At 63.2% G+C, this 25153-nt stretch carries 22 protein-coding genes; 8 read left to right on the forward strand and 14 right to left on the reverse strand.

Features of this window, described 5'->3' with window-relative positions; genetic code table 11:
- On the reverse strand, window positions 1-975 hold the full coding sequence (motD, locus tag VZ068_RS10245) for a flagellar motor protein MotD (protein ID WP_259150315.1): 975 nt from the start codon (window positions 973-975) through the stop codon (window positions 1-3).
- 7 nt (window positions 976-982) lie between these two features.
- On the reverse strand, window positions 983-1723 hold the full coding sequence (locus VZ068_RS10250; RefSeq protein ID WP_026064871.1) for a flagellar motor protein: 741 nt from the start codon (window positions 1721-1723) through the stop codon (window positions 983-985).
- Between the two features lie 597 nt (window positions 1724-2320).
- Here VZ068_RS10250 and VZ068_RS10255 point away from each other — a divergent pair.
- A complete protein-coding gene (locus tag VZ068_RS10255; protein ID WP_349657564.1) occupies window positions 2321-5476 on the forward strand; it encodes a TonB-dependent receptor in 3156 nt (1051 codons plus the stop codon).
- A 227-nt stretch (window positions 5477-5703) separates the two neighbouring features.
- Here the strand turns inward: VZ068_RS10255 and VZ068_RS10260 are convergent, their stop codons facing one another.
- Together VZ068_RS10260 and VZ068_RS10265 are read right to left on the reverse strand one after the other, a co-directional pair.
- Window positions 5704-7467, reverse strand: a complete 1764-nt coding sequence (locus VZ068_RS10260) for an SEC-C metal-binding domain-containing protein (RefSeq protein WP_349657565.1) — start codon at window positions 7465-7467, stop codon at window positions 5704-5706.
- The gene (locus VZ068_RS10265; RefSeq protein WP_349657566.1) at window positions 7371-7853 is read right to left on the reverse strand and encodes a hypothetical protein; all 483 of its coding nucleotides are present in this window, start codon (window positions 7851-7853) and stop codon (window positions 7371-7373) included. Before VZ068_RS10265 ends, VZ068_RS10260 begins: the two co-directional genes overlap by 97 nt.
- A gap of 1090 nt (window positions 7854-8943) precedes the next feature.
- On the opposite strand from VZ068_RS10265, the gene VZ068_RS10270 reads away from it, so the two are divergent.
- The 4 genes from VZ068_RS10270 to VZ068_RS10285 all read left to right on the forward strand — a co-directional run bounded on the left by VZ068_RS10270 (window position 8944) and on the right by VZ068_RS10285 (window position 11142).
- On the forward strand, window positions 8944-9213 hold the full coding sequence (locus VZ068_RS10270; protein WP_349657567.1) for a hypothetical protein: 270 nt from the start codon (window positions 8944-8946) through the stop codon (window positions 9211-9213).
- On the forward strand, window positions 9210-9626 hold the full coding sequence (locus VZ068_RS10275) for a SymE family type I addiction module toxin (RefSeq protein ID WP_349657568.1): 417 nt from the start codon (window positions 9210-9212) through the stop codon (window positions 9624-9626). Before VZ068_RS10270 ends, VZ068_RS10275 begins: the two co-directional genes overlap by 4 nt.
- Window positions 9627-9711: 85 nt before the next feature.
- The gene (locus VZ068_RS10280; protein WP_349657569.1) at window positions 9712-10329 is read left to right on the forward strand and encodes a hypothetical protein; all 618 of its coding nucleotides are present in this window, start codon (window positions 9712-9714) and stop codon (window positions 10327-10329) included.
- 174 nt (window positions 10330-10503) lie between these two features.
- Window positions 10504-11142, forward strand: coding sequence for a hypothetical protein (locus VZ068_RS10285; protein WP_349657681.1), 639 nt, complete (start codon window positions 10504-10506; stop codon window positions 11140-11142).
- Between the two features lie 147 nt (window positions 11143-11289).
- Here the strand turns inward: VZ068_RS10285 and VZ068_RS10290 are convergent, their stop codons facing one another.
- A complete protein-coding gene (locus VZ068_RS10290) occupies window positions 11290-11460 on the reverse strand; it encodes a hypothetical protein (RefSeq protein WP_349657570.1) in 171 nt (56 codons plus the stop codon).
- A 66-nt stretch (window positions 11461-11526) separates the two neighbouring features.
- On the opposite strand from VZ068_RS10290, the gene VZ068_RS10295 reads away from it, so the two are divergent.
- A protein-coding gene (locus VZ068_RS10295; RefSeq protein ID WP_349657571.1) for an IS5 family transposase occupies window positions 11527-12509 on the forward strand; the annotation gives its coding sequence in 2 pieces (ribosomal slippage) (window positions 11527-11949 and window positions 11952-12509; 981 coding nt in all).
- Between the two features lie 236 nt (window positions 12510-12745).
- Here VZ068_RS10295 and VZ068_RS10300 read toward each other — a convergent pair.
- A complete protein-coding gene (locus VZ068_RS10300) occupies window positions 12746-13627 on the reverse strand; it encodes an AraC family transcriptional regulator (RefSeq protein ID WP_349657572.1) in 882 nt (293 codons plus the stop codon).
- Window positions 13628-13778: 151 nt separating this feature from the next.
- Between VZ068_RS10300 and VZ068_RS10305 the strand changes: the two genes are divergently transcribed.
- Entirely contained in the window at window positions 13779-14168 is a 390-nt protein-coding gene (locus tag VZ068_RS10305) for a nuclear transport factor 2 family protein (protein ID WP_259168090.1), read from the forward strand.
- A gap of 72 nt (window positions 14169-14240) precedes the next feature.
- Window positions 14241-14612, forward strand: coding sequence for a nuclear transport factor 2 family protein (locus tag VZ068_RS10310; RefSeq protein WP_259168087.1), 372 nt, complete (start codon window positions 14241-14243; stop codon window positions 14610-14612).
- 277 nt (window positions 14613-14889) lie between these two features.
- On the opposite strand, the gene VZ068_RS10315 is transcribed toward VZ068_RS10310, so the two are convergent.
- From VZ068_RS10315 to flhB, 8 genes are all read right to left on the reverse strand, one after another.
- On the reverse strand, window positions 14890-16542 hold the full coding sequence (locus VZ068_RS10315) for a chemotaxis protein CheA (protein ID WP_259150292.1): 1653 nt from the start codon (window positions 16540-16542) through the stop codon (window positions 14890-14892).
- A 2-nt stretch (window positions 16543-16544) separates the two neighbouring features.
- Window positions 16545-17171, reverse strand: coding sequence for a protein phosphatase CheZ (locus VZ068_RS10320; protein WP_259150290.1), 627 nt, complete (start codon window positions 17169-17171; stop codon window positions 16545-16547).
- On the reverse strand, window positions 17171-17563 hold the full coding sequence (gene cheY, locus VZ068_RS10325; protein ID WP_014507662.1) for a chemotaxis response regulator CheY: 393 nt from the start codon (window positions 17561-17563) through the stop codon (window positions 17171-17173). Before cheY ends, VZ068_RS10320 begins: the two co-directional genes overlap by 1 nt.
- 35 nt (window positions 17564-17598) lie before the next feature.
- A complete protein-coding gene (locus VZ068_RS10330) occupies window positions 17599-18366 on the reverse strand; it encodes an RNA polymerase sigma factor FliA (protein WP_005918198.1) in 768 nt (255 codons plus the stop codon).
- A complete protein-coding gene (locus VZ068_RS10335; protein WP_010374294.1) occupies window positions 18363-19247 on the reverse strand; it encodes a MinD/ParA family protein in 885 nt (294 codons plus the stop codon). Before VZ068_RS10335 ends, VZ068_RS10330 begins: the two co-directional genes overlap by 4 nt.
- Window positions 19234-20925, reverse strand: a complete 1692-nt coding sequence (flhF, locus tag VZ068_RS10340; RefSeq protein ID WP_349657573.1) for a flagellar biosynthesis protein FlhF — start codon at window positions 20923-20925, stop codon at window positions 19234-19236. The genes VZ068_RS10335 and flhF overlap by 14 nt, the downstream gene beginning before the upstream one ends.
- A gap of 869 nt (window positions 20926-21794) precedes the next feature.
- Window positions 21795-23867 (reverse strand): flagellar biosynthesis protein FlhA, encoded by a 2073-nt coding sequence (gene flhA, locus VZ068_RS10345; RefSeq protein WP_259152452.1) that lies wholly within the window; start codon window positions 23865-23867, stop codon window positions 21795-21797.
- Between the two features lie 17 nt (window positions 23868-23884).
- Window positions 23885-25015, reverse strand: a complete 1131-nt coding sequence (gene flhB / locus VZ068_RS10350; protein WP_259168080.1) for a flagellar biosynthesis protein FlhB — start codon at window positions 25013-25015, stop codon at window positions 23885-23887.
- Window positions 25016-25153: the final 138 nt, after the last annotated feature.

Below are 25153 nucleotides of genomic sequence, written 5' to 3' on the forward strand. Positions count from 1 at the left end.
TCACTGCACTCCTTCAATTACGGCGGGGACGGAACTTGTGCCGCTTTCGGTGGTGACGGCCGTTTGGCCGCCGTCTGACTTGGGAAGCTGTGGCGCCCCGGCGGCGGTCGCATGCAACTGCGATGGCGGATCGGGTGCGAGTGAGCCAGCCGAGTCAGCGAGGATGATCAACACCACACGCCGGTTCGCATTCCGTCCCGCCTCGGTTGTGTTATCGGCACGTGCGCGGAATTCTCCATAGCCCACCATTGCCAATCGTTGCGGGGCGATGCCGTCGTCGGCAAACAGGTGCACCACGCTGGCCGCACGCGCCGCCGACAGCTCCCAGTTGGAGGGGAACTGCGCGGTGGCGATCGGCTGGTTGTCGGTGTAGCCCTCCACGCGCACACCGTTGGGCGCATCGCGCAGCACCGACGCCAGGGTGGACAGCGTGCCGCGGGCGCCGCCGGCCAGGGTGGCCGAGCCGGTACCGAACAGGATGTCGCTGTTGATCTCCACTTCGATCCACAGATCGTTGCGGCGGATGGTGATGAGTTTCTTGTCGATCAGCGGCGACAGCGTCTTGCTCAGCTGCTGGGCCACCGCGTCCATCTGACGCTGCGCGCGTGCCAGCTGGGTCTGATTGCGCAGCGATACGGGCATGCGCATCTGCGCTGCCATCGACGGCAGCAGGGTCGGGTCGGTGGGGCCGTTGGATGCGGCCATCGGCGCGCCGGCCTTGATCACCGACGGGCGGTCGTAATCGGCGCCCAGGCTCTGGGTCTTGCCCAGTTGCACCGGGCTGGCATTGGTGGACGAGCCGCCGAATGCGCTGGTCAGCGCCTGTGCCATGACCTTGTACTTGCCCTCGTTGAGCGAGGATATGGCGTACATCACCACGAAGAACGCCAGCAGCAGCGTCATCAGATCGGCATACGGAATCGCCCACGCTTCGTGGTTGCCATGGTCTTCGTGGTGTTTGCGACGGCGGGCCATGACGGGACTAATGCAAGTATCCGGCCAATTTCGACTCGATGTTGCGCGGGTTCTCGCCCTGGGCGATCGCGATCAGGCCTTCGATCGCCATTTCGCGCTCGTTGGTGCTGCAGTGGATGACGCTCTTGAGCTTGGCGGCGACCGGCAGGAACAGCAGATTGGCCGAGGCGATGCCGTAGATGGTGGCGGTGAACGCCGCGGCGATGCCATGGCCGAGCATGGCCGGGTCGGCCAGGTTCTTCATCACCGCCATCAGCCCCAGCACCGCGCCGATGATGCCCAGCGTGGGCGCATAGATGCCCATGCCTTCGAACACCTTGGCCGCGGCAAGATCCTGACGCTCCTGGTTGTCCATTTCGATCTCGAGCATGTGCCGCATGGATTCGGGCTCCACGCCATCGACCAGCATCTGCAGGCCCTTGCGCAGGAACGCGTCGTCCTGGCGCGGGAGCTGGTCTTCCAGGCCCAGCAGGCCCTGGCGGCGGGCGATGTTGCTCCATTCGACGATGCGCGCCAGCAACTGCGGGCGGTCGCTGGCCGGCGGCTGGATCACCCAGCGCAGGATCTTGAAGGCGCGCCGGAAAACTGCCGGCGAGGTGTGCAGCAGGATCGCCGCCACGGTGCCGACGATCACGATCACGAAGGCAGCCGGCGACCACAGCGACGAAATGCCGGCGCCTTTCAATACGCTGCCGCCCACGATCGCCACGATCGCGAGCACCAGTCCGATGATGCTGAGTCTGTCCATGGAAGCGATATCGGCGCGAGCGCGGCGGACTTGATAGGCGCACTCGGTAGATGCGCCAGAAAGTTGTCGTTTTGCGGCATGGGCCGCTTCCACGCTGGCGTCGATGCAGGGTTGACAGGTCATCGGCGCATGCGCTTCCGACCAAGGCGTGTCATCAATGCCGCAGCAGGCCCCGCCGTCCTTGCGCGTGTACGCAGGCAACAAGCGCGCGCATGTTCGGTGTGGCGATCGCGTTGGCGATGGCCGCCAAGCGGCGTGTGGCAGGCGATGCCCTCACGTCGATCCAGACTCTTGCTGAGCTCGGTTTCAAATGAGGTGTGTGCTGGCGCGTCGGCAAACCGCTTGCGTCCGGTTGCGGGCAAGGGTGTGTTGCTTGCTGCGATCACGCTGCTGCGGCCGGCCGGCCATCGTGGATGCCTTGCAATGCCGCGGGCCTGTTGCGGGGCAGAATGCGCTGCCGCATGGGCTGTGCTACTTAGCTTTCCACGGTATTAGAACGATCTAATTGCATCTGCGTGGAAGCGGACGCAAGAGGAGGGGGGGCGCAACGGCGCCGGATATTTTTGTGTCACTTCGCGCAGCGTTCTTGGCGGATCGTTGGATCGACAGGAATCGGCCGAAGCCAATCACTATTGGGAGAGCATGATCGAAATGAACTGCATGCCATTCGCACGCAACCGCAGCACGCTGTCCGCCGGTATCGCCATCGTCTTGTTCGCGAGCGCCGCCTCTACCACCGCTGCCGCCCAGCAGGCCGACGGCACGCCGGCGCCCACGGGCCAGGCCGAGGTGCAGGCGACGGACCTGGACGCGGTGACGGTGACCGGCTACCGCTACGCGATCGAAAAAAGCCTGGAGCAGAAGCGCAACGCCAACGCCGTGGTCGATGTGATCACCGCCGAGGACGTGGGCAAGTTCCCAGACAAGAACGTGGCCGATGCGCTGCAGCGCGTGCCCGGCGTGGTCATCAGCCGCGACGGCGGCGAGGGCAAGAACGTCAGCGTGCGCGGCCTGTCCTCGGAGCTGGTGCTGACCGAATTGAACGGAAACTACATCGCCACCGCCGAGTCCAACGGCGACCCGACGCGCTCGTTCAACTACACGCTGCTGCCGTCGAACCTGCTGGGCAGCGCGGAGCTGTACAAGACCCCGGAAGCGCGCATCGACGAAGGCGGCATCGGCGGCACGGTGATCCTGCAGACGCGGCGCCCGCTGGAACTGGAGCCAAACTCCGGCTTCGTCTCCGCCGAGGGCACCTGGTCGGATACCAGCAGGAAGACCGACGGCCAGTTCTCCGGTTCGTACTCGTGGCACGACAAGGACAACCGCTTCGGTGTCTTCGTTGGCTACACGCAGCAGAAGCGCACCGCACGCACGCTCGATGCCAGTACCGAGAGCTGGCAGTGGTACGGGCGCGACGAAGTCGGCCCGGCGGTCGACGTGAACGGAAATCCATCCGACTTCAATGCCAACTGGTGGGGCGGTACCGGTTTCTGGACCCAGGACGGCAATTACTCCACCGGTTTCATGATGCCGACGGCGGTCAGCCTGGGTGCCAAACGCGAGCAGCGCGAGCGCAAGGGCGGGCAACTGACCTTGCAGTTCAAGCCGACCGACGACCTGACGCTGACCGCGAACTATTTCCGCTTCGACCTGTCGCAGGACTCGCAGACCAATACCATCAAGATTCCCGAGTGGAACATCGCCCGTTACAACGGCGACGGCAACTGGCGCGGCGGCCGTCTGCTCGACCGGCTGCAGTTCGATCCCAGCGGCACCATCGTCACCGGCGCCGCCTACAGCCTGCGCCCGGGCAAGACCTACTACTGCAGCGAGGCCGAGGCCGCCGCGGCCGGCCTGCCGCCGGGCGGCTGGGGCTCGGACGACTGCACGGTGCCGACGCCGCAGATCACCGGCAGCTACAACATCGAGAAATCGCAGTCGCAGACGGTGGACCTGGGCGGCGAATGGCGTGGCGAGCAGGTGGACGTGGCGTTCAAGGCCGGCCGCACCTGGGCCAAGGGCGGGCCGGAGCTGCAGTTCTCGCTGCCGATCAAGCCGCGCCTGCAGAACGCCGACGGCAGCTGGACCAACGCCAACTTTGCCAGCGCCTGGGACCTGACCGGCACGCCGTCCATGACGTTCTCGCCGGAGCTGATGCAGAACCTGCGCGACGGCATCCTGCAGGTCGACCTGGGCTCGACCGGCTCGTCCTGGACCCGCAACACCAACCAGCAGCAGTACGCGCAGATCGATACCACCTGGCATTTCGACGGCGAGGTCTTCGACTCGTTGCAGTTCGGCATCAAACGTCGCGACGGCGGCATCGACCGCAGTACCGGCAACAACTACTGGGTGTGCCCAGGCACCGACCCGGGTGACTACGACAACCGCTACTGGAACGGGCGCTGCAATGCCATCGCCACCCAGTTCTCGCCGGGGCTGCTGTTCGCGCAGGACAACCTGGCCGGTGGCGTCAATGCCAGCGCGTTCCCGGCGATCAACTTCCCGGGCTACATCGGCTACTTGAACCAGACCTACGGCGCGATGCAGACCCGCAGCGAAGACAACTTCGTCTACAACGTCGACGAAGAGATCTATTCCAGCTATCTGCAGCTCAACTTCCACACCGAGCGGCTGCGTGGCAACGTCGGCGTGCGGGTGGCGCGCACCGGCCAGCGTGCCGAGTCCACCGACAAGGTGACGGCCTACAACGACTACTTCTTCGACGGCGCCGACGGCAATCCGCTGGCCTGCCAGCAGGGCGCCGCCACGCCCGGCGGCGCGCCGGCCGACACCTATTGCGGCACCGAAGGCTACTGGCGCCTGGCCGACAGCGTGCAACGCACCGAGTCGTTCGTGGTCAGCGGGCTGGACCGCAACTACACCGACGTGCTGCCGAGTTTCAACCTGGCCTACGACCTGACCGAGAACCTGTTGCTACGCGCGGCAGCTTCGAAAGTGATCGCACGCCCCAGCTACAACGACATCGCCGCGCCCGGCAGCCTGGAGTTTTACAGCCCCGAGTACGTGGCCGACCGGCGCCTGACCGGCGGTGCCAGCGAGCAGGGCTGGTACGGCTCGGGCAGCAACAAGAGCCTGGAGCCGTACAAGGCCAACCAGTTCGACCTGGGGCTGGAATGGTATTTCCAGCCGGGCTCGGTGGCGGGTGTGGGGCTGTTCCGCAAGAACGTGGAGAACTTTGCGGTCGACGTGATCAGCGACGTCAACATGATGGTTGACGGGCAACCGGTCATCGTGCAGAACTACAGCACCCAGGCCGGCGGCCAGGATGCGGTGTCGCAGGGTGTGGAGCTGTACGCGCAGCACACGCTGTCGTCCGGCCTTGGTGTGCAGTTCAACTACACCTACAACGATGCCAGCAAGGCGGCGGTGCGGCTGGAGGACGGTACCGAGGCTGGCGAGACCGCCATGCCGGGCAGCGCCAGAAACCAGACCAACTTCACCGTGTTCTACGAGACCGACAGCCTGCTGCTGCGCGCCTCGTACAACCGTCGCGGTGAGCTGGTGCAAGGCCTGGTCAACGGGTTGAACGTCTTTGAGGAGCCGTACTACCAGATCGATGTCAACGCGGCGTACAACATCACCCCCGCGCTCAGCCTCACCGCCTCGGTACTGAACCTGACCAAGCAGGAGTCCCGCTCGCACCTGGGCGAGGACACCCGCGCCCGCTTCTATACCGGCGGCTACGCAGGCCGGTTGGCGTACCTGGGATTGACCTACAAGTTCTAGATCCCAGCGTGTCGCGCCCATGCCTGCCGCGTGGCGGTATGGGCGCGATAGTCCGGTGACGGCCGGGCTGTAGTGGAAGTGAACCGGGAACCGTTATTGGCGCTAACAGCCGGCTTCATCTGTACAGCCCGCTGATGCCAATCAGACGCGCGTTCCCGGCCCGGAGTAGACATCTACAGCCAGTTCCATCTGCTGTGCTCACCACAGAATTAGCGAGCTCTCGGTGCCTATTTGTCAATGCAACACTTCTTGAACTTCCTTCCACTTCCGCATGGGCACGGATCATTTCGCCCTACCTTATGCACGCGACGGCTCCCCATCATCTGCATGAAGCTTGCTGGCATCATTGGCTTGCGCAGTTCAGTCGTAGCGGCGTCCATCTCATCTGACTGCTCCCATTCGTTATCCAACAGGACGCCAAACTGCGGATTGACCTCGGAGTTCAAGGAGATTCCGATCCATTGCTGTGCTCGCTCGGTGTACTTCCGAAGCCTGCAATAGCCCCCAAGCTTTGCCATTGCCTCCTCGGAAGGCTCGACATTGCAATGGAAGGTAATGCCGCCACCTTGCCCCCCGACAGTGAAATCATGCGGCTTGCCATCCGCCTTCGTCTGACGGGTGATGAACTGAAGTCCTTTATCGATAGTCCGGCAGGAGTCCTCACTCAGCTTAAGCAACGCCAGTCCTAGCTCAAGGCTAAGCGAGCTTGGATCTTGTTCGACCTGCTTCAGTAATTTCTGGAGAAGTGTTCCAGCGAAACGCGTGAGGATTCCTTCAGGAGTTGGCGAGCCGGGCACGTTGTCACGCCGCACCATCATTGCTAAGTCCAGATCAATCGCGATGTCGTCGTCCAGCAACACCATGTCGTATTGCGATTCGATCCAGAGGTTTCTTTTGAGGTGGAAGCTGAGGGCTGTGAATTCGTGACTCAATGCTATGCGTTGCGTATTCTCTGCACGGTGCTTGGCGTAACTCAGAAGCCGCAGCGGACTGTCCAGCATCTCGGTAAGGGCATCGAGAAGGAACACGTCCATCACGAATGGAGAACGTATCTGAGCGGTCTCTTTATACTTCAAGTACTGCCTAGTCTGGAATGCCAGTGCCGGATAGTGATCCGAAACTACGTTGAAGATGAAGATTTCTTTCGGCGGATACGGCAGCGAAATTTCTTTGCTGTCCGATCCGACCAGCCTGCATTCACCGCAAATTATCTTGTCGGCACACAGGTACGCCTGATCGTAGGAGCTCTGGATGGCGCCAGCGAAGTCTTTTCGCAATTGACCGTCGTTACCCCGGCGCGCCTCAAGGGTCAGCTTCTTTGACTTGGCCTGCACGACGATCAGCCTGTCCCCGAACACAACGAGAATGTCGATCTCGCAAACAATTTCTTTTTTTCCGCGAAGCATATTCACGTTCTGATAAACGTGCTTCGATCCGAACACATGCTCAAGCCGTCGTGCCGCGAATGTTTCGGTGAAATCGCCTCGGTGCTTTGCGGCAGTCGGGCGATAATTCTCATCTCCCATCATCCAATAGAACGGCGAATCGTACAGCGCCTCGTAGATGCTGTAGCTCTGGAAAAGGAGTACCCGCTCGCCTCCGATGGGAATAAATGGCGACTCAACTAGCGCATTGAAATCACCGACCGACTGGAACTGGGCGTTGTCGCCACGCATGGTGAACGCGGCCAAGAAAGCGTGAATCCGGTCGGTTGGCAAGTTCACGCGCGCCGCGATCTCGTCAGGATGCTGCTCAAAAGCTGGAAGCCAGGTTGCGGAGGGTTCCCCTGATCTCTTTGCCTCCGCATGAAGCTGCGTCGCCTTCTCGACCATCAGCATGCACATTGCTTCGGCGATGGTCTGTGCCTCGCCTATTGAGAAGCCCCTGTTCCGCTCTAACCAAGGATCGTCTCCTCTGTACTTCTCCACCGCGAGATCGCGATACTGGAACTGGAAAGCCGATTCGCCCCCATAGAAGATCGGCTCGCGCATCGTCTCTCCGCGCCAGACGTCAGCATCCCTATCTCTGATTTCATGGCGGCCTTCATCAAGTCGAACATCGGCGACCCAATTGCGACATGCAGTTCTTCCATCAGCGCATCGGTTCGAGCGACGTATTCCTGCATAACCTCCGACGTTGGCAATGCAGCATCTATCGTACGGCGCGCAAGCAGCCCCAGTAGCGTTGTAATTTCGGTTCGGATCAGGCGGTCGCGCCGGTATAGCTTCTGCAAGTCGGATGCTTTTAGATCGTCGACATACGGTATGAGATTGTCGCGGCAGCAGATCAGCGCGACTGCATGGACATACCCCTCCGAGCTAGCCAGATCGGCTAGCTCCGCGAACACTTCTGCTTCACTGCGTGGAGCTTTCTTCATGACGTTCCCTATGGGCCTCTCACGCCGGCTCAATTGAACAAGCAAGTTTCTCGTAGGTTCTCGACGCTGCTCTGAGTCGATACCGGTTGTAGGGCATTCGGTGACCAGCGTCAGCGCTGCCTCCGGTCTTAACCGACAGGGTGTCCAGTTGATTACAGCACTCGAAAATAATGAGGTTGGGCATTTGGGTGGAAGTCCCGGCCTCAGTCTAGGCCCTAACCCTGCGCAGCATAACGGTTCCAGGTTCACTTCTTTCAGCGAGTCCGACTGAGCACCGCATCGCTGGCGACGGCTTCAACTCTGGATCGCAACACCAAAGGGTGTGAAGTGGTCCAGAAGACCTGACCTGAGCGACTTCACAGCCGAGTGGAGTTGCCCATGTCATCCAGCTGCCTGGAAATAACGGTTCCAGGTTCACTTCCACAGCGGCCTGGCGGTCGCCAAACCATCGCGCGCATGCCTGCGCGCGTAGCGGGGTAGATCGCAGCGATGCTGGTAGTGAAACGACAACGGCCGCAGTACGCGGCCATTGTCGTCAGCTCAGGCGACGAGGATCATCTTGCCGAGCCATCCGGCCGTCGCCGATCAGGGTGGCGGCGGCGTAGCCGGGTAGGCCGCGCAGTGCGTGGAGTAGGGGTTTGATCACGAAAGAAATGAATCTGGAACCGTCATTTGAATACATAGGCATGCAGCTTGCAGCCGTAGCCTGTAGGGCCTCGGACCGTGATGGGGTCAGGTGCACTTATCAAGCGACGGCGCTCGGCTTGCGTGGCCCGTATAGAACTGCGGCAGCGGCGCACACAGCCGCGCGAGACCCGCCAGCGTGTCTTGACACGCCAGACCGCGTACTTGCAATCTAGGCCCAAGGAGCGTCGAAACTCCTCACGTAGCGGTACCCACCTCCGTCAAACCGGTGGGTTTTTTGTGCCTGCATCCTGCAGGTACAAGCCGACGCAATGCCTGCGTCGGGAGGGCGGCTAATACAACACCTGCAAGGGGAATATGCCCGCCGGCTACGTGCGGTTTCGAACCTCCCGACATCCCGTCGCCGTTGGCGGCGGTTCTTGGGTTGTTCCAGGAGGGCGTTGCCATGTCTACCGCACCATCCATGCCGGCATCTGTGCTGGTTGATCTGATGCCAGCCTTCGCTCACCGCCTGCGGTGGGATGTGGGCGAGGGACTGTGCCGGCTCGTCGCACGCGCAGCCGTTGAGCAGGCGAACGACGATCCCGCGCATTCGCCGACTCGACAGCTCGTTGTATTGCCGCACACCTCGCGCCGCCTGTCTGCACGCAGGGCTGTGTCATTGCAGCAGTACGTCGCTGCAACCATCACCCGCCACCACCGGGAGGCGCCATGACACGCCGCCGCCCACCCACGGTATCTGCCAGCGCACGGCCCACCCGCACACGTACGCGCCCCGCGCCGCCCAAGCGGGTGCAGTGGGTTGTCGTAGAGCCCGACCGTAGCAAGCTGCCACCGATGCTGCCGCCCGACCCGGACGCCTCCCCGCAAGGCCCCGGCACGCTACGCGCCCCCCGCCGCGCCCGCCGCCCGCGCCAATGCACCGTCAGCTACACCCATTACCCCGGCGCCCACGACCACGCTGGCGACCAGCACGTGCCCCACGTCCGCCTCAGCGGCCTATGGCTGGAACAACTGGGCTTTGCCATCGGCACCAAGCTGCGCATCACCGCAAGCGAAGGGCAGCTGTTGATGGAGGTGTTGCCGTCAGTGGAAGTGCCGGCCAAGGCGCGCAGCGTGCGTCGATGATGGTGCGGGTGACAGAGACCTACGATTGACCTCAGTGCCGCATGCCACTAGCGTCGCAGCGACATCAGCGCACTACGGACGCTTCATGATCGCGCGCTCCCTCTACGCCTTGCTCGCCACCCTCACTCTTGGCGCATGCGTCCACACGGCGGCCACCCCAGCCCCGGCAACCGTCATGGAGACATCTGCCATGAATTCATCCGGCCCTACCACTGTGCCGCCTAATAAGCCCACTGCTGAAGGCTTGCTTGGTCAGCTGCTTTTGTTGATCAAGGATAGCCAGACCATCTCTGACTTCACTCCACAGCGTTTGAATTCGACGATGGGGCAGGCGCTTCAGTTCGTGAAAGGCGACGAACGCCGATATCGGGCCTTCGGCCCGCTCACTAAGGATTGGAGTTATGGATTTGGAGTCGATGAGACCAAGCTTGATGGCAGATGGTTCGAATTCCGCTTTGATCGCAATGTGGCCGGTGCATCGCCTGCGATGACCGAAATTTGTCGCTTGGACTTTGATCGTTTTACCCAGCAGCTTGAGCAGATGGGATTTGCACGTGAGCGCAACATCGTCGAAGACGGGCGCTGGATGAGTGATTTCTTTACGCGCCCAGGAATGCGGGTAGAGGTCTTTCCGCGAGGTGAGGCTGCGGAACCGCAAGAGTTAGTGGCGCACAAATGCGTCGAATGGGTCTACATCCGTTAAGTCCAAGGAGCGGACATGTCACTCAGCCCCGATGCTTTGAAAGTCTTGAATGATTTCGGCAATGAGCTTGGAGTTACCAAGTGTCACGTCGATAAACTGCCAGAAGCCTTGCGATTGACCTCGTTGCCGGATTCCACTAGCGCCCCAGCCATACCAGCGCACAACGGACGCTTGATGATCGCGCGCTCCCTCTACGCCTTGCTCGCCACCCTCGCTCTGGGTGCATGCGCCCACACGGCGGCCACTCCAGGCCCGGCAACCGTCACGGAGACATCTGCCATGCGTTCCTCAGCCGAATCCGCAGTCACTCCCACTGGCAGCGAACCCAGCGGGCCGATACGAACGGCAGAGGATGCGCTCACCCGCATGCTTGCGTTGATTCGAGCTATTGACGGATTGGACGATCTGACGCCCGACTACCTGCAATCCAAAATGGGGGTTCCGGTGACGCGTGCGGCAGCTGATCCCAAGCGGTATGGCGCCAGTGCTCCGCTTACCAGTGAGTGGGGTTACAACTTTGGCATGGACCAGACGCCTACTGCAGGGCGTTGGTTCGAGTTCACTTTTATTCCAGCGCAAGCGGGTGCTTCCCCGTCCATGACGGAGATCTGCGGGATCGATTTCGATACGTTTACCAAGAAGCTGGAAAATATCGGGTTTGTACGTCAACGCAACATGGTGGAAGACGGGCGATGGGTGAGTGACTTCTTCAGCGGCCCAGGCATGCGCGTGGAGGTGTTTCCACGGGGTGAGGCCGATGCACCGCAGGAGCGGGTGGAGCACCACTGCGTTGAATGGATCTACATTCATTAATCCAATGAACTGTCATGCCATTGAGTCCACAGGCACATGCCATTGTTGATGGCTTCGGGCGCCAGCCAGGCGTTACCCCCATAACGGTTCCAGGTTCATTTCTTTCACCATCCGGACTACAGCCTCAGGGCATCCCAAGCTCCCGCATCATGGTGCCGCAGTGCAATTCGGAAAGTCCTTGAGATAATCTGCGAGCGAATCCATTCCCACGCTCGTGCGCAGCGCGTCCACATCACCGCTGCCATCAAGCGGTTGCGCCACACGCTTTCCGTCGACGCACGTCACCTGCGTGCCGGAAAAGAACGGGGTCAGATTCACTTAAGGAAGCTCTGAACAACGTATCGCAGATACGTGACACTAACCACTCAGGTTGAGGAGTGATGCATGCAACTGACGTTCGGTGACGCTGAGGGCCTGGGCAAGCGTAAGCAGACCCGTCGCGAGATCTTCCTGGCGGAGATGGACCAGTTGGTTCCGTGGCAGCAACTGCTTGCCCTGATCGCGCCGCACTATCCGGTATCGGGGCGGCCCGGTCGGCAGCCGTACGCACTGGCAACCATGTTGCGGATTCATCTGTTGCAGCATTGGTATGCGTTGAGCGATCCGGCGATGGAAGAAGCGCTGCACGAGATCCCGACCCTGCGGCGGTTTGCCCAGCTTGGCGGCTTGGACAACGTGCCGGACGAGACCACGATTCTCAACTTTCGTCGTCTGCTGGAAACCCACGGACTTGCCACACGGATGCTGGAGGCCGTCAACGCGCATCTGGCGCGCAAGGGGCAAAGTTTGCGGTCGTGCACGATCGTCTCAATGCGAAGCTGATCGCTGCGCCCAGCTCAACCAAGAAGGCAGACCATGCGCGCGATCCTGAAATGCATCAGACCAAGAAAGGCAACCAGTGGTATTTCGGGATGAAGGCGCACATCGGCGTGAATGAGTTTTCAGGGCTGGTGCATCACGCGTGTTGCACGGCCGCCAATGCGGCCGATGTCACGGTGACGCATGCATTGCTGCACGGCAAGGAAGACAGCGTGTTCGGCGACAGTGGCTACACCGGTGCGGACAAGCGCAAAGAACTGCAGGCCTGCAGGGCTGCATTCTTCATCGCTGCCAGGCCCTCGACGATGCAAGCCATTGGCAACAAACGCGAGCGTGTTCGGGAACAGCGTTGGGAACACTTCAAGGCAAGCGTGCGCGCGAAGGTGGAGAATCCATTCCGGGTGATCAAGCGCCAGTTTGGCTACACCAAGGTCCGCTATCGCGGCTTGGCCAAGAACACGGCGCAGGTGCTGACATTGTTTGCGCTGTCGAACCTGTGGATGAAGCGAAAGCAGTTACTGTCCGTTGTGGGGAGCGTGCGCCTGTAACCCGGGAAATTCTCAAGGAAAGCGCCAGAAATGGCCAAAATCCGAAGATCCAAACGAGACTCTCCGGAACGACGCGACATCCCGCACTCTCAGACCTCGTTGTTCAGACCTTCCCTAGCGGGCGTCGGCGGGATTTGAGGAGCTCGTGGTTAGGAAGATGTATCAGTGCCTGAGCGTCTCACTATCTGGGAATTGGGCGTGCAATTTTCAGTAGCCGAAATGTCCAACCAAACTTCTCAACGATGTGCGGAGCGAAACTCCGCCGGCCCTTGTCCAACGTAATTTCTGAAGAACTTGGAGAAATTGGTAGACTCCTCGAAACCCAGGCTATCTGCAACACGATAGATGGGCCGGTCGGTATGCGCAAGGAGTCGCTTGGCTTCGAGGATGAGGCGTTGCACGATGACTTCCTTGGCGCTCAAGCCGACCGCGTCCTTGGTTGCACGATTGAGACTTTTCTCTGAGCACCCAAGCGCATCAGCGTAGAGATTCACCGCGTGCCACCTTGCGAGCCTCGTCTGAAGCAGCTCATTGAATTTGGCGAAACGCTTCGAGGTGGAACTGCGGAATGATGCCTGGACGCTCCGCCGCGCATCCAAGATATCCAGACGTAAAATCAGCGTGCAGAGCTGATATCTTAAGAGCGTATGCACTACCTTGGTTGAGGCATCGCACTTTGCGTCTTCGCCCATCGCCATGACCGCGTTTGTCATCAGAGCGAAGTCATCCTCGCAGACGACACGATGGACCGGCATGCGTTCAAGCATGCGCAATGGCATGAGATTGCTCGGCACATCGGAGATGGCCGGCAAGAATTCCGAGCGGAAGAACACCAGCCAACCGTTCCAATGCGTTTGGTCTCCAAAGCTGTGCACCTGGCCTGGCCTCAGGACAACGACGGAGCCCGCAGCACAAGGCACCGGTTCGAAGTCGACCATTTGCAGGCAGATTCCGTCTGTCACCAGAACAAGCATGTGGAAGTCATAGCGATGAGTCGCTCTAACCTTCTCAATGGGCGAACGTCGAACGATGTCGGCGAAGAGTAGAACCTCTACGTCAAGTTCACGACCAGAAGGAGCGTAGCCCAGGTGCGTGATATCCAATCCCTTGAGCGCCATGGCATACCCGCATGTTGAGATGTCCGATTTTTATCATAAAAGCGCGCCAATTCATCGGGATATGGGACGAATTTATCTTTAAATTTTCACTCACCAGCAGATCGGGGCCTCCCGACGGCCTATCCAAAACCCAACTCACAAGGACTCCCACATGCAAAACCTCGCCACTGCCAACGCCTATATCCAGGCCATCCAGACCGGTGATCAAGCTGCGTTCGGCAGCCTCGTACACCCTGCTGTTGTGTGGCACCAGCCAGGCAACCATCAATTTTCCGGCACCAAGAACGGGATTGCCGAAGTTGGCGCCATGATCGGGGGCATGATGGAGGCATCAATGGGCACCTTTGCCATTACCAAAGTACACAGCTATCTGGCTAATGGAGATCTTGTCGCGGTTGAAATCGATTTTTCCGGCCAACGCGAGGGGTTCAAGCTGTTGCAACGTGGTATCGACCTACTGCGTATCGTCGAAGGGAAAATCGTGGAGGTTTGGCTATTCTCTGCAGATCCGGAGCAAGAGGATGCGTTTTGGGGCAAATAGGAATTCTTCCCGCGCGCATCGGTTTGTGTTCCAAATTCATCCATACGACTAGCTCAGATAGAGGTTTCTGCCATGAACGAGAAGAACAAGTTGATCGCCACACGCGCTTATCAACGTATTTTCGGAGATCTGGACGAATCGGCAATGGACGATTGCATGACGCCCAACTTCATTCAGCACAATCCGACGATTGGGGATGGTCCTGACGGTGTCAAAGCGCTGGTGAGGCGACTAATTTCGCAGGGAGTTCGGAAGCAGAAAATCCAGTTCAAGCATGTTCTGTCCGAAGATGATGTCGTGATCCTCCATTCGCGTTACGAAATGGAGGGGAAGGAGTGGCGCTTCATCGACATCTATCGTTTTGAGGGTGATAGGTTCGCCGAACACTGGGACGGCATGATGCAGATGCCTGATGTGCGCGCCAATAGTAATGGACTGTTTTAGCAGGCAATCGTCGTCACAACCCGCCAACGCCTGGGACGCCCCGTGAATGGAGACGGCTGCGAGAATGCTCTTTCGAAATAACGATTCCAGGTTCACTTCCAAGGCAGCCTGACCGTCGCCAAACCATCGCGCCCATGCCTGCGCGCGTAGCGACATAGATCGACAGCGATGCTGGTAGTGAAACGACAACGGCCGCAGTACGCGGCCGTTGTCGTTAGATCAGGCAGCCAGAATGGTCTTCCCGATTCCCGATTCTCCCAATCCCGAATCCCCAACCTCAATGATCGCTGGAGCGCAATCCATCCACATCCAGGATCAGCGCCATCCGGCCATCGCCGATCAGGGTGGCGCCGGCATAGCCGGGCAGGCCGCGCAGGGCGCGGGGCAGCGGTTTGATCACCACTTCCTCGCGGCCGCGCACCTGGTCCACCACCAGGCCGAAGCGGGTTTCGCCGGCCTGCAGCAGCACCACGGTCAACAGCGGCGGCTGTTCGGCAGGCACGCCCAGCCAGCGGCGCAGGTCGATCAGGGGCAGGGTATGCGAGCGGCGGTCCAGCACGGCGCGGCCGTCGAACCAGCCCAGCGAGGTCTGCGGGGCGTGCAGCACTTCGACCACGCGCGCCAGCGGCAAGGCGTAGACGGCTTCGCCGGCTTGCACCAATAGCGTCGGCAGGATCGCCAGGGTCAGCGGGACGCGGATCATGAAACGGCTGCCGCGCCCCAGTTCGGACTGGATCTGGATCTGCCCGCTGAGTTCGCGGATGCGCGATTGCACCACGTCCATGCCCACGCCACGGCCGGAGATGTCGGTGACTTCGGCCTTGGTCGAAAAGCCCGGCATGAAGATCAGATGCAGGCACTCGTCGGTGCTCAGGCGGGCGGCGGCTTCGGCGTCGATCAGGCCCTTGTTGCGGGCGATTTCGCGCAGGCGCTCGGGGTCGATGCCGGCGCCGTCGTCCTGGATTTCGATACTGACGTAATCGCCTTCCTGTTGTGCGGACAGGCGCACATGACCACTGCGCGGCTTGCCGGTGGCTTCGCGCAGGGCCGGCGATTCGATGCCGTGGTCGATCGCGTTGCGCACCAGGTGCACCAGCGGGTCGGCCAGGGCTTCGACCAGATTGCGATCGAGCTCGGTTTCGGCGCCGATCAGCTCCAGTTCCACTTCCTTGGACAAGGTGCGCGCGACATCGCGGGCCACCTTGGGGAAGCGCGCGAATACCTTGCTGACCGGCTGCATGCGGGTGCGCATGACCGCGGTCTGCAGGCGCGCGGTGGCGATGTCCAGCGTGCTGACCGCGCGGTCGAGTTCTTCGTCGCGCAGGCGGGTACGCAGCGTCTTGAGACGGTTGCGCGACAGCACCAGTTCGCCGATCAGGTTGACGATGGCGTCCAGGCGCTTGGTGTCCACGCGCACGGTCTGCTCGGCATCGCCACCCTTGGCTGCGGCCTTGGGCGCGGCCTTGGCGCCAGCCGCAGCAGCGCCATGTGCGTCGTCGTGTGCGGGCGCAGCGGCGGCGGCCTTGGGAGCGGACTTGACCGCCGGCGGGCCGCTTTTGGCATCGAACTGCGCAATCAGCGACGCCGGTGCGTGCGGTACGGTTTCCCCCGAGCCCATCGCATCCAGCATGGCCTGCAGATAGTCCAGCGACTGCTGCGCGGCATCGAAGTGATGCGCCTGCAGCACCGCCTGGCCCGAGCGCGCCATGCCGAGGGTTTCTTCAGCGGCGTGGCACAGCTCCACCATGGGTTTGATCGCCAGGAAGCCGGCGCCGCCCTTGAGCGTGTGGAAACCGCGGAACACTGCATTGAGCTGGTCGGCTTCGTCTGGCGCCTGTTCCAGCGACACCAGCTGTTCGCCGAGGCGGTCCAGGATTTCCTGGGCCTCGACGATGAAATCGGCAGCAATATCGTCTGGAACAGCACTCATGGTTACAACCCCAATCCGGACAGCAAATCGTCGGCGTCGTCCTGCGACACCGCGTGACGGTCCAGGCCCTTGATTGCAGGGCCGGCCAGACCGCCGTCGTCTTTCTTCGGCTCGGTGTTCTTGGGCGGCAGGCCCAAGGCACCGAAACCTTCATGCACGCGGCGCACGATCCCGGCCACGCGGCGGATGATCTGCCCGCTGAGGTCCTGATAGCTCTGCGCCAGCGACAGCTCGGTCAGGTTGTGGCGCATCTTTTCCAGCAGCGCGCCCTGGTCTTCATTGAGCCCACCGTCGCGCAGCTGGTTGGCCAGCACGCGGCATTCTTCCACCAGGTCCAGCGTGCGATGGCTGGCCTTTTCGGTCATTTCCACCACGTGGTCCAGGCGCGAGCAGGCATCGTCCAGTTCGCCGGCTTCCTCGGGCACCGTGGGCAACTCGCCCAGCGCCTGGCCGAGTTCGCGCGCGAGCCGGCTCAGGCTCTGCATCATCGGGCGTGTGCGCAGGGCGGCGAGGTGATCGACCTCGCGACGCCAGGCGACCTGGTCACCGCTTTCCAGTGCATCGAGCGCGTTCTGCAGGCGCTCGATCAACGCGGCACGTTCGGCATCGGTTTCCACGGTGGCGTTCATCAGGCGGTCGCCGCCAGACGTTCGAACACCTTGCCCAGCTTTTCTTCCAGCGTCTGCGCGGTGAACGGCTTGATGATGTAGCCGTTCACGCCGCACTGCGCCGCTTCGATGATCTGCTCGCGCTTGGCTTCGGCGGTCACCATCATCACCGGCAGGTGCTTGAGCTTGGCGTCGGCGCGGATGTTGCGCAGCAGGTCGATGCCGGTCATGCCGGGCATGTTCCAGTCCGTCACCACGAAATCGAACGGGCCCGCGCGCAACGCAGCCAGTGCGCTGTTGCCGTCTTCGGCCTCTGCGGTATTGGTGAAGCCGAGATCCGCCAACAGATTCTTGACGATACGTCGCATCGTCGAGAAGTCGTCCACGATCAGGATCCGCATGTTCTTGTTCACATCAAGCTCCTAACGCTAAAAAATACGCGAAAAAATTAGTCGTCAATTTCGACACCGGCATCGGCCAGTTCGAAGACTTTGAGGCGGCCGCGCAAACGCACCACGGCCTGGCCATGGATCTGGCAGACGCGCGACTCGCTGACACCGAGCACGGCGCCGATTTCCTTCAGGTTCAATTCCTGTTCGTAGTACAGCGACAGCACCAGCTGCTCGCGCTCGGGCAACTGGCCGATGGCCTTGCCCAGCTCGCGGCCGAATTCGCCACGCTCCATCATCTGTTGCGGATTGGGGCCACCCTTGGCGGTGGTGTCCAGCTCGCCGTGATCCTCGATGCGCGATTCCAGGCTCAGCACCTGGCCGCGTGCGGCATCTTCCATCAGGCGCAGGTAGTCGGGCAGCGGCATTTCCATCGCGGCGGCCACCTCGGTGGCGGCGGCGGCGCGGCCGGTGTTCTGCTCGATCTTGCGCACCGCCGCAGCGGCGTCGCGGGCACGGCGGTGCACCGAACGCGGTACCCAGTCGCCACGGCGGATCTCGTCGATCATCGAGCCGCGGATGCGGATCGAAGCATAGGTTTCGAACGAGGCGCCCTGTTCGGAGTCGTAGCTGCGCGAGGCCTCGATCAGGCCGATCATGCCGGCCTGGATCAGGTCGTCCACTTCCACGCTGGCCGGCAGGCGCGCGGCCAGATGGTGGGCGATGCGGCGGACCAGGTCGGCGTGCTGGGTCACCACGTCGTTGGCGTTGTTGCGCTGCACGGCGCGGTACTGCGCGCTGGCCGTGGTTGCGGTAGCGGTGCTCATGCGGCCACTCCCCGTTGAATGATGCGTTCGACAAAGAACTCGACGTTGCCGCGCGGCACGGTGGGAGCCTGCCAGCGCGAGGTACGGCGTGCGATTTCGGCGATGGCCTGCGCCGACGGACTGGCGGGGTAGGCCTTGATGACCGGCTGCTGACGCTGCACCGACAGGCGCAACCAGTCGTCCTGCGGGACGTGGCCGAGATAGTTCAGCGACACGTCGCCGAGGAACTTTTCGCAGACGCGGGAGAGCTTGTCGTACAGCAGGCGGCCTTCGTTGGGGTCGCGCACCATGTTGGCGATGATCTGCAGGCGGTCCACGCCGCGTTCGCGCGAGAGCACCTTGATCAGCGCGTAGGCGTCGGTGATCGAGGCCGGTTCGTCGCAGACCACCACCACGGTGTCCTGGGCGGCCTGGCAGAAGGTCAGCACGCTGTCGGTGATGCCGGCGGCGGTGTCGATGACCATCACGTCCAGGTCGCGTTCCAGTTCGGAGAACACGTTGACCAGGCCGATGTGCTGGGCCGGGGCCAGTTCGGCCATGTGGCGGCGACCGGAGGCGGCCGGCACCACCAGCACGCCGCCGGGGCCTTCGATGATCACTTCATCCAGGGTGCAGCGGCCGGCGATCAGGTCGGCCAGGGTGTACTTGGGCGACAGGCCCAGGACCACATCCAGGTTGGCCAGGCCCAGGTCGGCGTCCAGCAGCAGGGTGCGCTTGCCCATGTCGGCAAGGGCCACCGCCAGGTTGGCGGAGATGTTGGTTTTCCCCACGCCGCCCTTGCCGCCGGTCACGGCAATGGTGCGCACCGGGCCCAGGGGCTCGGGACGGGTCGCCGACAGGGGGAAGGCGTTGGTCAGCTTGGCGTATTCACGCGACTGCATGGTTGTGCTCCGGAGTACAGGGCTTATCGGCAGCGCGCCGCAAATCTTCAAGGCGAAGAACGAGACTGGCGGCATTGGCGCGGTGCAGGTCGTCGGGGACCCGCTGTCCGTCAGTCACCCAGGTGATGGGCATTTGGTGGTCGACCACCACCGACAAGGCGCTGCCGAAGCGGCCGGTCTCGTCGAGTTTGGTCAGCACCACGCCTTGGGGCTTGGCGTGGGCGAAGCGGCGCACGACCTCGTCGAGGTCGGCGAAATGGGAGTTGGCGGGCAGCACCATCAGCGAAGTCACCTGCTGGGCGGCGCGCAGCCAGTTCAGCTGGGCGGCCAGGGCGCGGTCGCGCTGGCCCATGCCGGCGGTATCGATCAGCACCAGCTTGTAGTCGCGCAGGCGGTCCAGCAGCTCGAGCAGGCTTTCGGCGCTGTCGGCCTCGTGCACGGCGATACCGAGCTGGCGGCCGTAGCTGTGCAGCTGCTCGCGGCCACCGACGCGCAAGGTGTCGGTGGTGACCAGGGCGACGTCGCGCGGGGCGTGCTGGGCGGCGAAGCGCTGCGCCAGCTTGGCGATGGTGGTGGTCTTGCCGGCGCCGGTCGGGCCGACCAGGGCGATCACGCCGCCGCGTTCCAGCGGGTCGACCGGGGCCACCGGCAGGCGCTTGGACAGCAGCCCCAGCATCAGCCCGCGGCCGCGGTGCAATTCGGTATCGGCCGGAATCTGCAGTGCCACGTCGCGTATCAGGCCGGCGTCGAAGCCGTAGTCGTCCATCAGCTCCAGGGCCTGCGCGCGCACCGGCGAGCCACGCAGGCGCTCGTCGGTCAGGCGGTTCATTTCGCGCTCGATCATCTGCCGCATCAGCGCCAGTTCGCCGCGCAGCTGCTTGAGTTCTTCATCGTTCTGCGGGGCCGGCGCGGCGGCCACCGGCACTGCGGCCAGTGCGGCGGGGGCGGGCGGGGCGACCACGATCGGCGGCAGTGCTGCCGGCGGCAGGATCTGCGGCAGCGCGTCGTCCAGGTCGAAGTCGGCTTCGTCGTCGAATCCATCGTCGTCCTGCCCGTGCGCGGCGTAGGCCGGGGCGGCGACTGCTGCGGCAACGACCGGGGTCGGCGCCTGCAGCGGAGCGGCCTGCACGGCGGGGCGCTGCACCGGGGCGGTGGTCAGAAAGTCGGCGAACAGCTGTTCCGGCACCGCCGACAGCGCGTGTTCCTGACGCTGCACGACCGGCGCGGCCAGTTCCTGCGCGGCCGGCATCGGCGCGGCGCTGCGGATCGGGGTGGCGACCGGCGCCTGGCGCGGCACGCTGGCCGGCTGGCGCAGGGCCATGGCAGCAATCATGTCTTCGGCGGCGCTGGCCACGCGCTGGCGGTGGCTCATGGTCTCGGCAGCGGGCTTCAGTGGAGCGTGGACCGGCGCGGCCGGGCGGGCGGCCACCTGCGCCGGCTGAGCCGGAGCCTGCTGCACGGGAGCCTGCTGGACCGGCGCGGTGCCGGGGGCCGGCGTTTCGCGGGCGGTTTCCAGGGCGCGCTGCACCAGCTCTTCGTCGTAGTTGCTGGCGGCGACGATCTCGATGCCTTCGGCGGTACGGCGGTTGGACAGGATCACGGCATCCGGGCCGTGTTCCTCACGCACCATTCGGAATGCAGTGCGCATGTCCGGGGCGACAAAGCGTTTGATCTTCATGCCACATGCCTCCAGGAACGGGACCCGCCGGACGCCGGACGGGTGCGCGATGAATGTGGGTGTGTTGCCAGCGTCATGAGTTGCCTGTCCCGTTCGGTTGTTCCAAGTCCTGCCATCCGCCCCGCAGCGGTGGTGCTGTCTGCGGTCTCGCCAGAGCTAATGCACGCGGCGTGCCAAAACCGCAGTGCTGGGTTTTTGGCGAGAGGGGGTGGGAGCGCGCCGAGGCGGCTGGGTGTAGATGCTGCGCTGCGTGTACTGCGTTAAGTGCTTGCATCTATTGAAATTTTCGGCAGCGTTACTTGCCGGTTTGACGGCGTCTGTGTGCTGGTCGGCAGGGCATATCTGGTGTGTTGGAGCGCACCGAGCGCCTGCGCGAACCGCCACCCAGTCGCGCTCGTGTCGCTTTCAGCGGTCGGTGTCATGCAATCGATTGGAGATTTCGCCGAGTGGCGGATTTCCGACGCCTGGATCTGGTGCCTGGCGGCCAGCCTGTTGTGGTTGCCGGTGGGCTGTACCGGAGCGCTGACGCAACCGTAGGAGCGCACCTGGGCGCGACGGGCTGTCCCGGTAAAGCCCTCGCGCCCAGGTGCGCTCCTACAGGTGCGGCATGTGGTTGGATATCCGACACGTCGTAGGAGCGCCCTTGGGCGCGATGGGGCGTCCCGGTAAAGCCTGTCACGCCCGGGGGCGCTCCTACAGGGGCAGCGCGGCGTGTCGTAGGAGCGCACCCGGGCGCGATGGGCCGTCCCGATAAAGCCTGTCGCGCCCGAGGGCGCTCCTACAGGGGCAGCGCGGTGTTTCGTCGGAGCGCACCTGGCGCGATGGGGCGTTCCGGGACAGCCCGTCGCGCCGGGGTGTGCTCCTACGCCTCAGCTGATCGTGCCGACCAGCTTCAGACGCTTGTCTTCCGGCACTTCGCTGTAGGCCAGCACCGACAGGCTCGGCACGCTGTGGCGGACCAGGCGGGCCAGCGCGGCGCGGACCTGGCCGGGCACCAGGACCACGGCCGGTTCGTTGCGGGCTTCCTGCTTGCCGACGCAATCGGCCAGGCTCTGGTGCAGACGCTCGGCCAGGCCGGGCTCCAGCGCCACGCCGTTGCCGTGGGTGGATTCCTGCAGCACGCGCTCCAGTTGCGGGGCCAGCGTGTAGACCGGCAGTTCGGCGGACATGCCGGCGATCTCCTGCACGATGAAGCGGCCCAGCGAGGTCCGTACCGCGGCGGTGAGGGTGGCCGGGTCCTGGCTGTGCGGGGCGTGCTCGACCAGGGCTTCGACGATCTTGCGCAGCTGGCGCACCGGAATGCGCTCGATCAGCAGGTTCTGCAGCACGCGCACCACCACCGACAGCGGCAGCGCCTTGGGGGTGAGGTCTTCCACCATCTTCGGCGCGGTCTTGGCCAGGGTCGCCAGCAATTGCTGCACTTCCTCGTGACCGAGCAGTTCCGGGGCGTGTTCGCGGATCAGGTGCGACAGATGGGTGGCCACCACGGTGGCCGGGTCGACCACCGTATAGCCCATCGATTCGGCGTAGGAGCGCTGATGCGGCTGGATCCAGGTGGCATCCAGGCCGAACGCCGGGTCCTTGCCGGGAATGCCGTCCAGCTGGCCGAGCGCACCGCCCGGGTCCAGCGCCAGCTCGCGGTCGGGGTAGATCTCGGCCGTGGCCACCGGCACGCCATGCACCAGCAGGCGATAGGCGTTGGCCGACAGCTCCAGGTTGTCGCGGATATGCACCGGCGGCACCAGGAAACCGATGTCCTGGGTGAGTTTGCGACGCACGCCCTTGATGCGCGCCATCAGTTCGCCGCCCTGGTGCTTGTCCACCAGCGGGATCAGGCGGTAGCCCACTTCCAGGCCCAGCGGGTCGATCGGGCGCAGTTCGTCCCAGCTCAGTTCCGCGCTGGCCTGTGCGGCGGTGGCCGCGGCGGCCGCCTTGGGGTCGCTGGCGGGGTCGCCGGTCGGGGCGACGACCAGGCTGCGCTTGTACATTTTCCAGGCGATCACGCCCAGGATCAGGCCCAGCGTCAAAAACGCGACGTTGGGCATGCCCGGCACCAGGCCGACCAGGCCCAGGATGGCTGCGGCCACCGCCAACGCGCGGTGCTGGCCGAACACCTGGCTGATCATGGCCCCGCGCATGTCCTGCGCACGCGAGGCGCGGGTCACCAGCAAGGCGACCGAGGACGACACCAGCAGGGCCGGCAGCTGCGCCACCAGGCCGTCGCCGATCGACAGCAGGGTGTAGGTGGAGGCGGCATCCACAAAGCTCATGCCGTGCTGGAACATGCCCACCGCCATGCCGCCGATGAGGTTGATGAACAGGATCAGGATGGCGGCGATGGCGTCGCCGCGGATGAACTTGTTGGCACCGTCCATCGCGCCGTAGAAGTCGGCTTCCTCGCGGACTTCCTCGCGGCGGGCCTTGGCTTCCTCGCGCGTCAGCAAACCGGCGTTGAGGTCGGCGTCGATGGCCATCTGCTTGCCGGGCATGGCGTCCAGGATGAAGCGCGCGGTCACTTCCGACACGCGCCCGGCACCCTTGGTGATGACCACGAAGTTGATGATAGTCAGGATCGCAAATACCACGATACCCACGGCGTAGTTGCCGCCGATCACGAACTGGCCGAACGCCTCGATCACCTTGCCGGCCGCGGCATGGCCGTCCTGGCCGTTGATCAGGATCACGCGGCTGGAGGCGACGTTCAGCGCCAGCCGCAGCATCGTGGTCATCAGCAGCACGATCGGGAAAATGGTGAATTCCAGCGGGCGCTGCACGTACACCACCGCCAGCAGCACCATCAGCGAGATGGCGATGTTGAAGGTGAACAGCGCATCCAGCACCGGCGCGGCCAGCGGCACCATCAGCATGGCCAGCATGGCCATCAGCGCCAGCGGGGCGCCCAGGCCGTTGCGCAGCAACTCCATGATGCGCCGGGCGTTCATCGGGGCGGGTTGGGCGCTCATGCGCTGGCTCCCTTGCCGAACTCATCCACGTCCAGCGACGGCAATTCCGGCATCGGGCCGCCGTTCCAGCCACGCAACTGGTAGACGTAGGAGAGCACCTGGGCCACGACCGAATAGAGTCTCACGGGAATTTCCTTGCCGATTTGCGCTTCCCTATACAAGGCGCGTGCCAAAGGCGGTGCGGTGACGATCGCCACCCGGTGTTGTTCGCAGGCTTCGCGGATGCGGAAGGCCATTTCGTCCACGCCCTTGGCCACCACGATCGGGGCGCGCATCTTGCCGCCTTCGTACTTGAGCGCCACCGCGTAGTGGGTCGGATTCATCAGCACCACGTCGGCCTTGGGCACCGCCTCCATCATCTGGCGCTGCGACATCTGCATCTGCATCTGGCGGATACGGCCCTTCACCTCCGGGCTGCCCTCGCTCTCCTTCATTTCGCGCTTGATCTCTTCGCGCGTCATCTTGAGCTTCCGCATCCAGTTCCACTTCTGGTACGGCGCGTCGATGGCGGCCAGCAGCACCAAGGCGCCTGCGGTGTAGAACAGCAGGCTCTTGGTGAAATGCAGGCCGTTGCCGACCGCCTGTTCCAGCGGCTGGTTCACCAGCGAGCGCAGGCCGTGCAGGTTCTTGGAGATGCACAGCCAGGCCGCCAGGCCGACGAACAGCAGGCGCAGGATCGACTTGACCAGCTCGGCCAGGCTGTTGCTGCCCCACATGCGCTTGATCCCGTTCATCGGGTTGAGCTTGGTGAGGTCGGGCATGATGGCCTTGCTGGAAAAATGCAGGCCGCTCATCAGCAGCGGGCCGGCCAGTCCGGCCAGCAGGCAGACGCCGATCAACGGCAGCATCACCCACAGCAGCTGCATCAGCAGGTCGCCGAAGTGGCCGAACAGCGCCATCGGGTTCTCGCGCATCCTGGGGTCGGGGCTGAGCGCGGTCTTCATCCACACCGCCGCGCCATCGCCGATGCCGCCGGCCAGGGCCATCAGCCCGAACACGCCGGCGCCGAACACCGCCGCGGTGGACAACTCCCGCGATTGCGGGATGTTGCCCTGCTCACGTGCCTCGCGCAGGCGTTTTTCGGTGGGAAGCTCTGTGCGTTCGCCGCCGTCTTCGGACTCGGACATGGAGGTGCCGGTGGGGGATCAGCCTGGGCTGATGCAAGTTGTGTTCCTTAAAAAAACGGGATTGGGGAATCGGGATTGGGGATTTGCAAGAGCGGGTGGCGGGGCGCGGGGCGAGTTGGGGAGGGTGGTGGGGGCAGG

Source organism: Xanthomonas sp. 10-10, from assembly GCF_040182365.1.
Classification (GTDB): Bacteria; Pseudomonadota; Gammaproteobacteria; order Xanthomonadales; family Xanthomonadaceae; genus Xanthomonas; species Xanthomonas arboricola_F.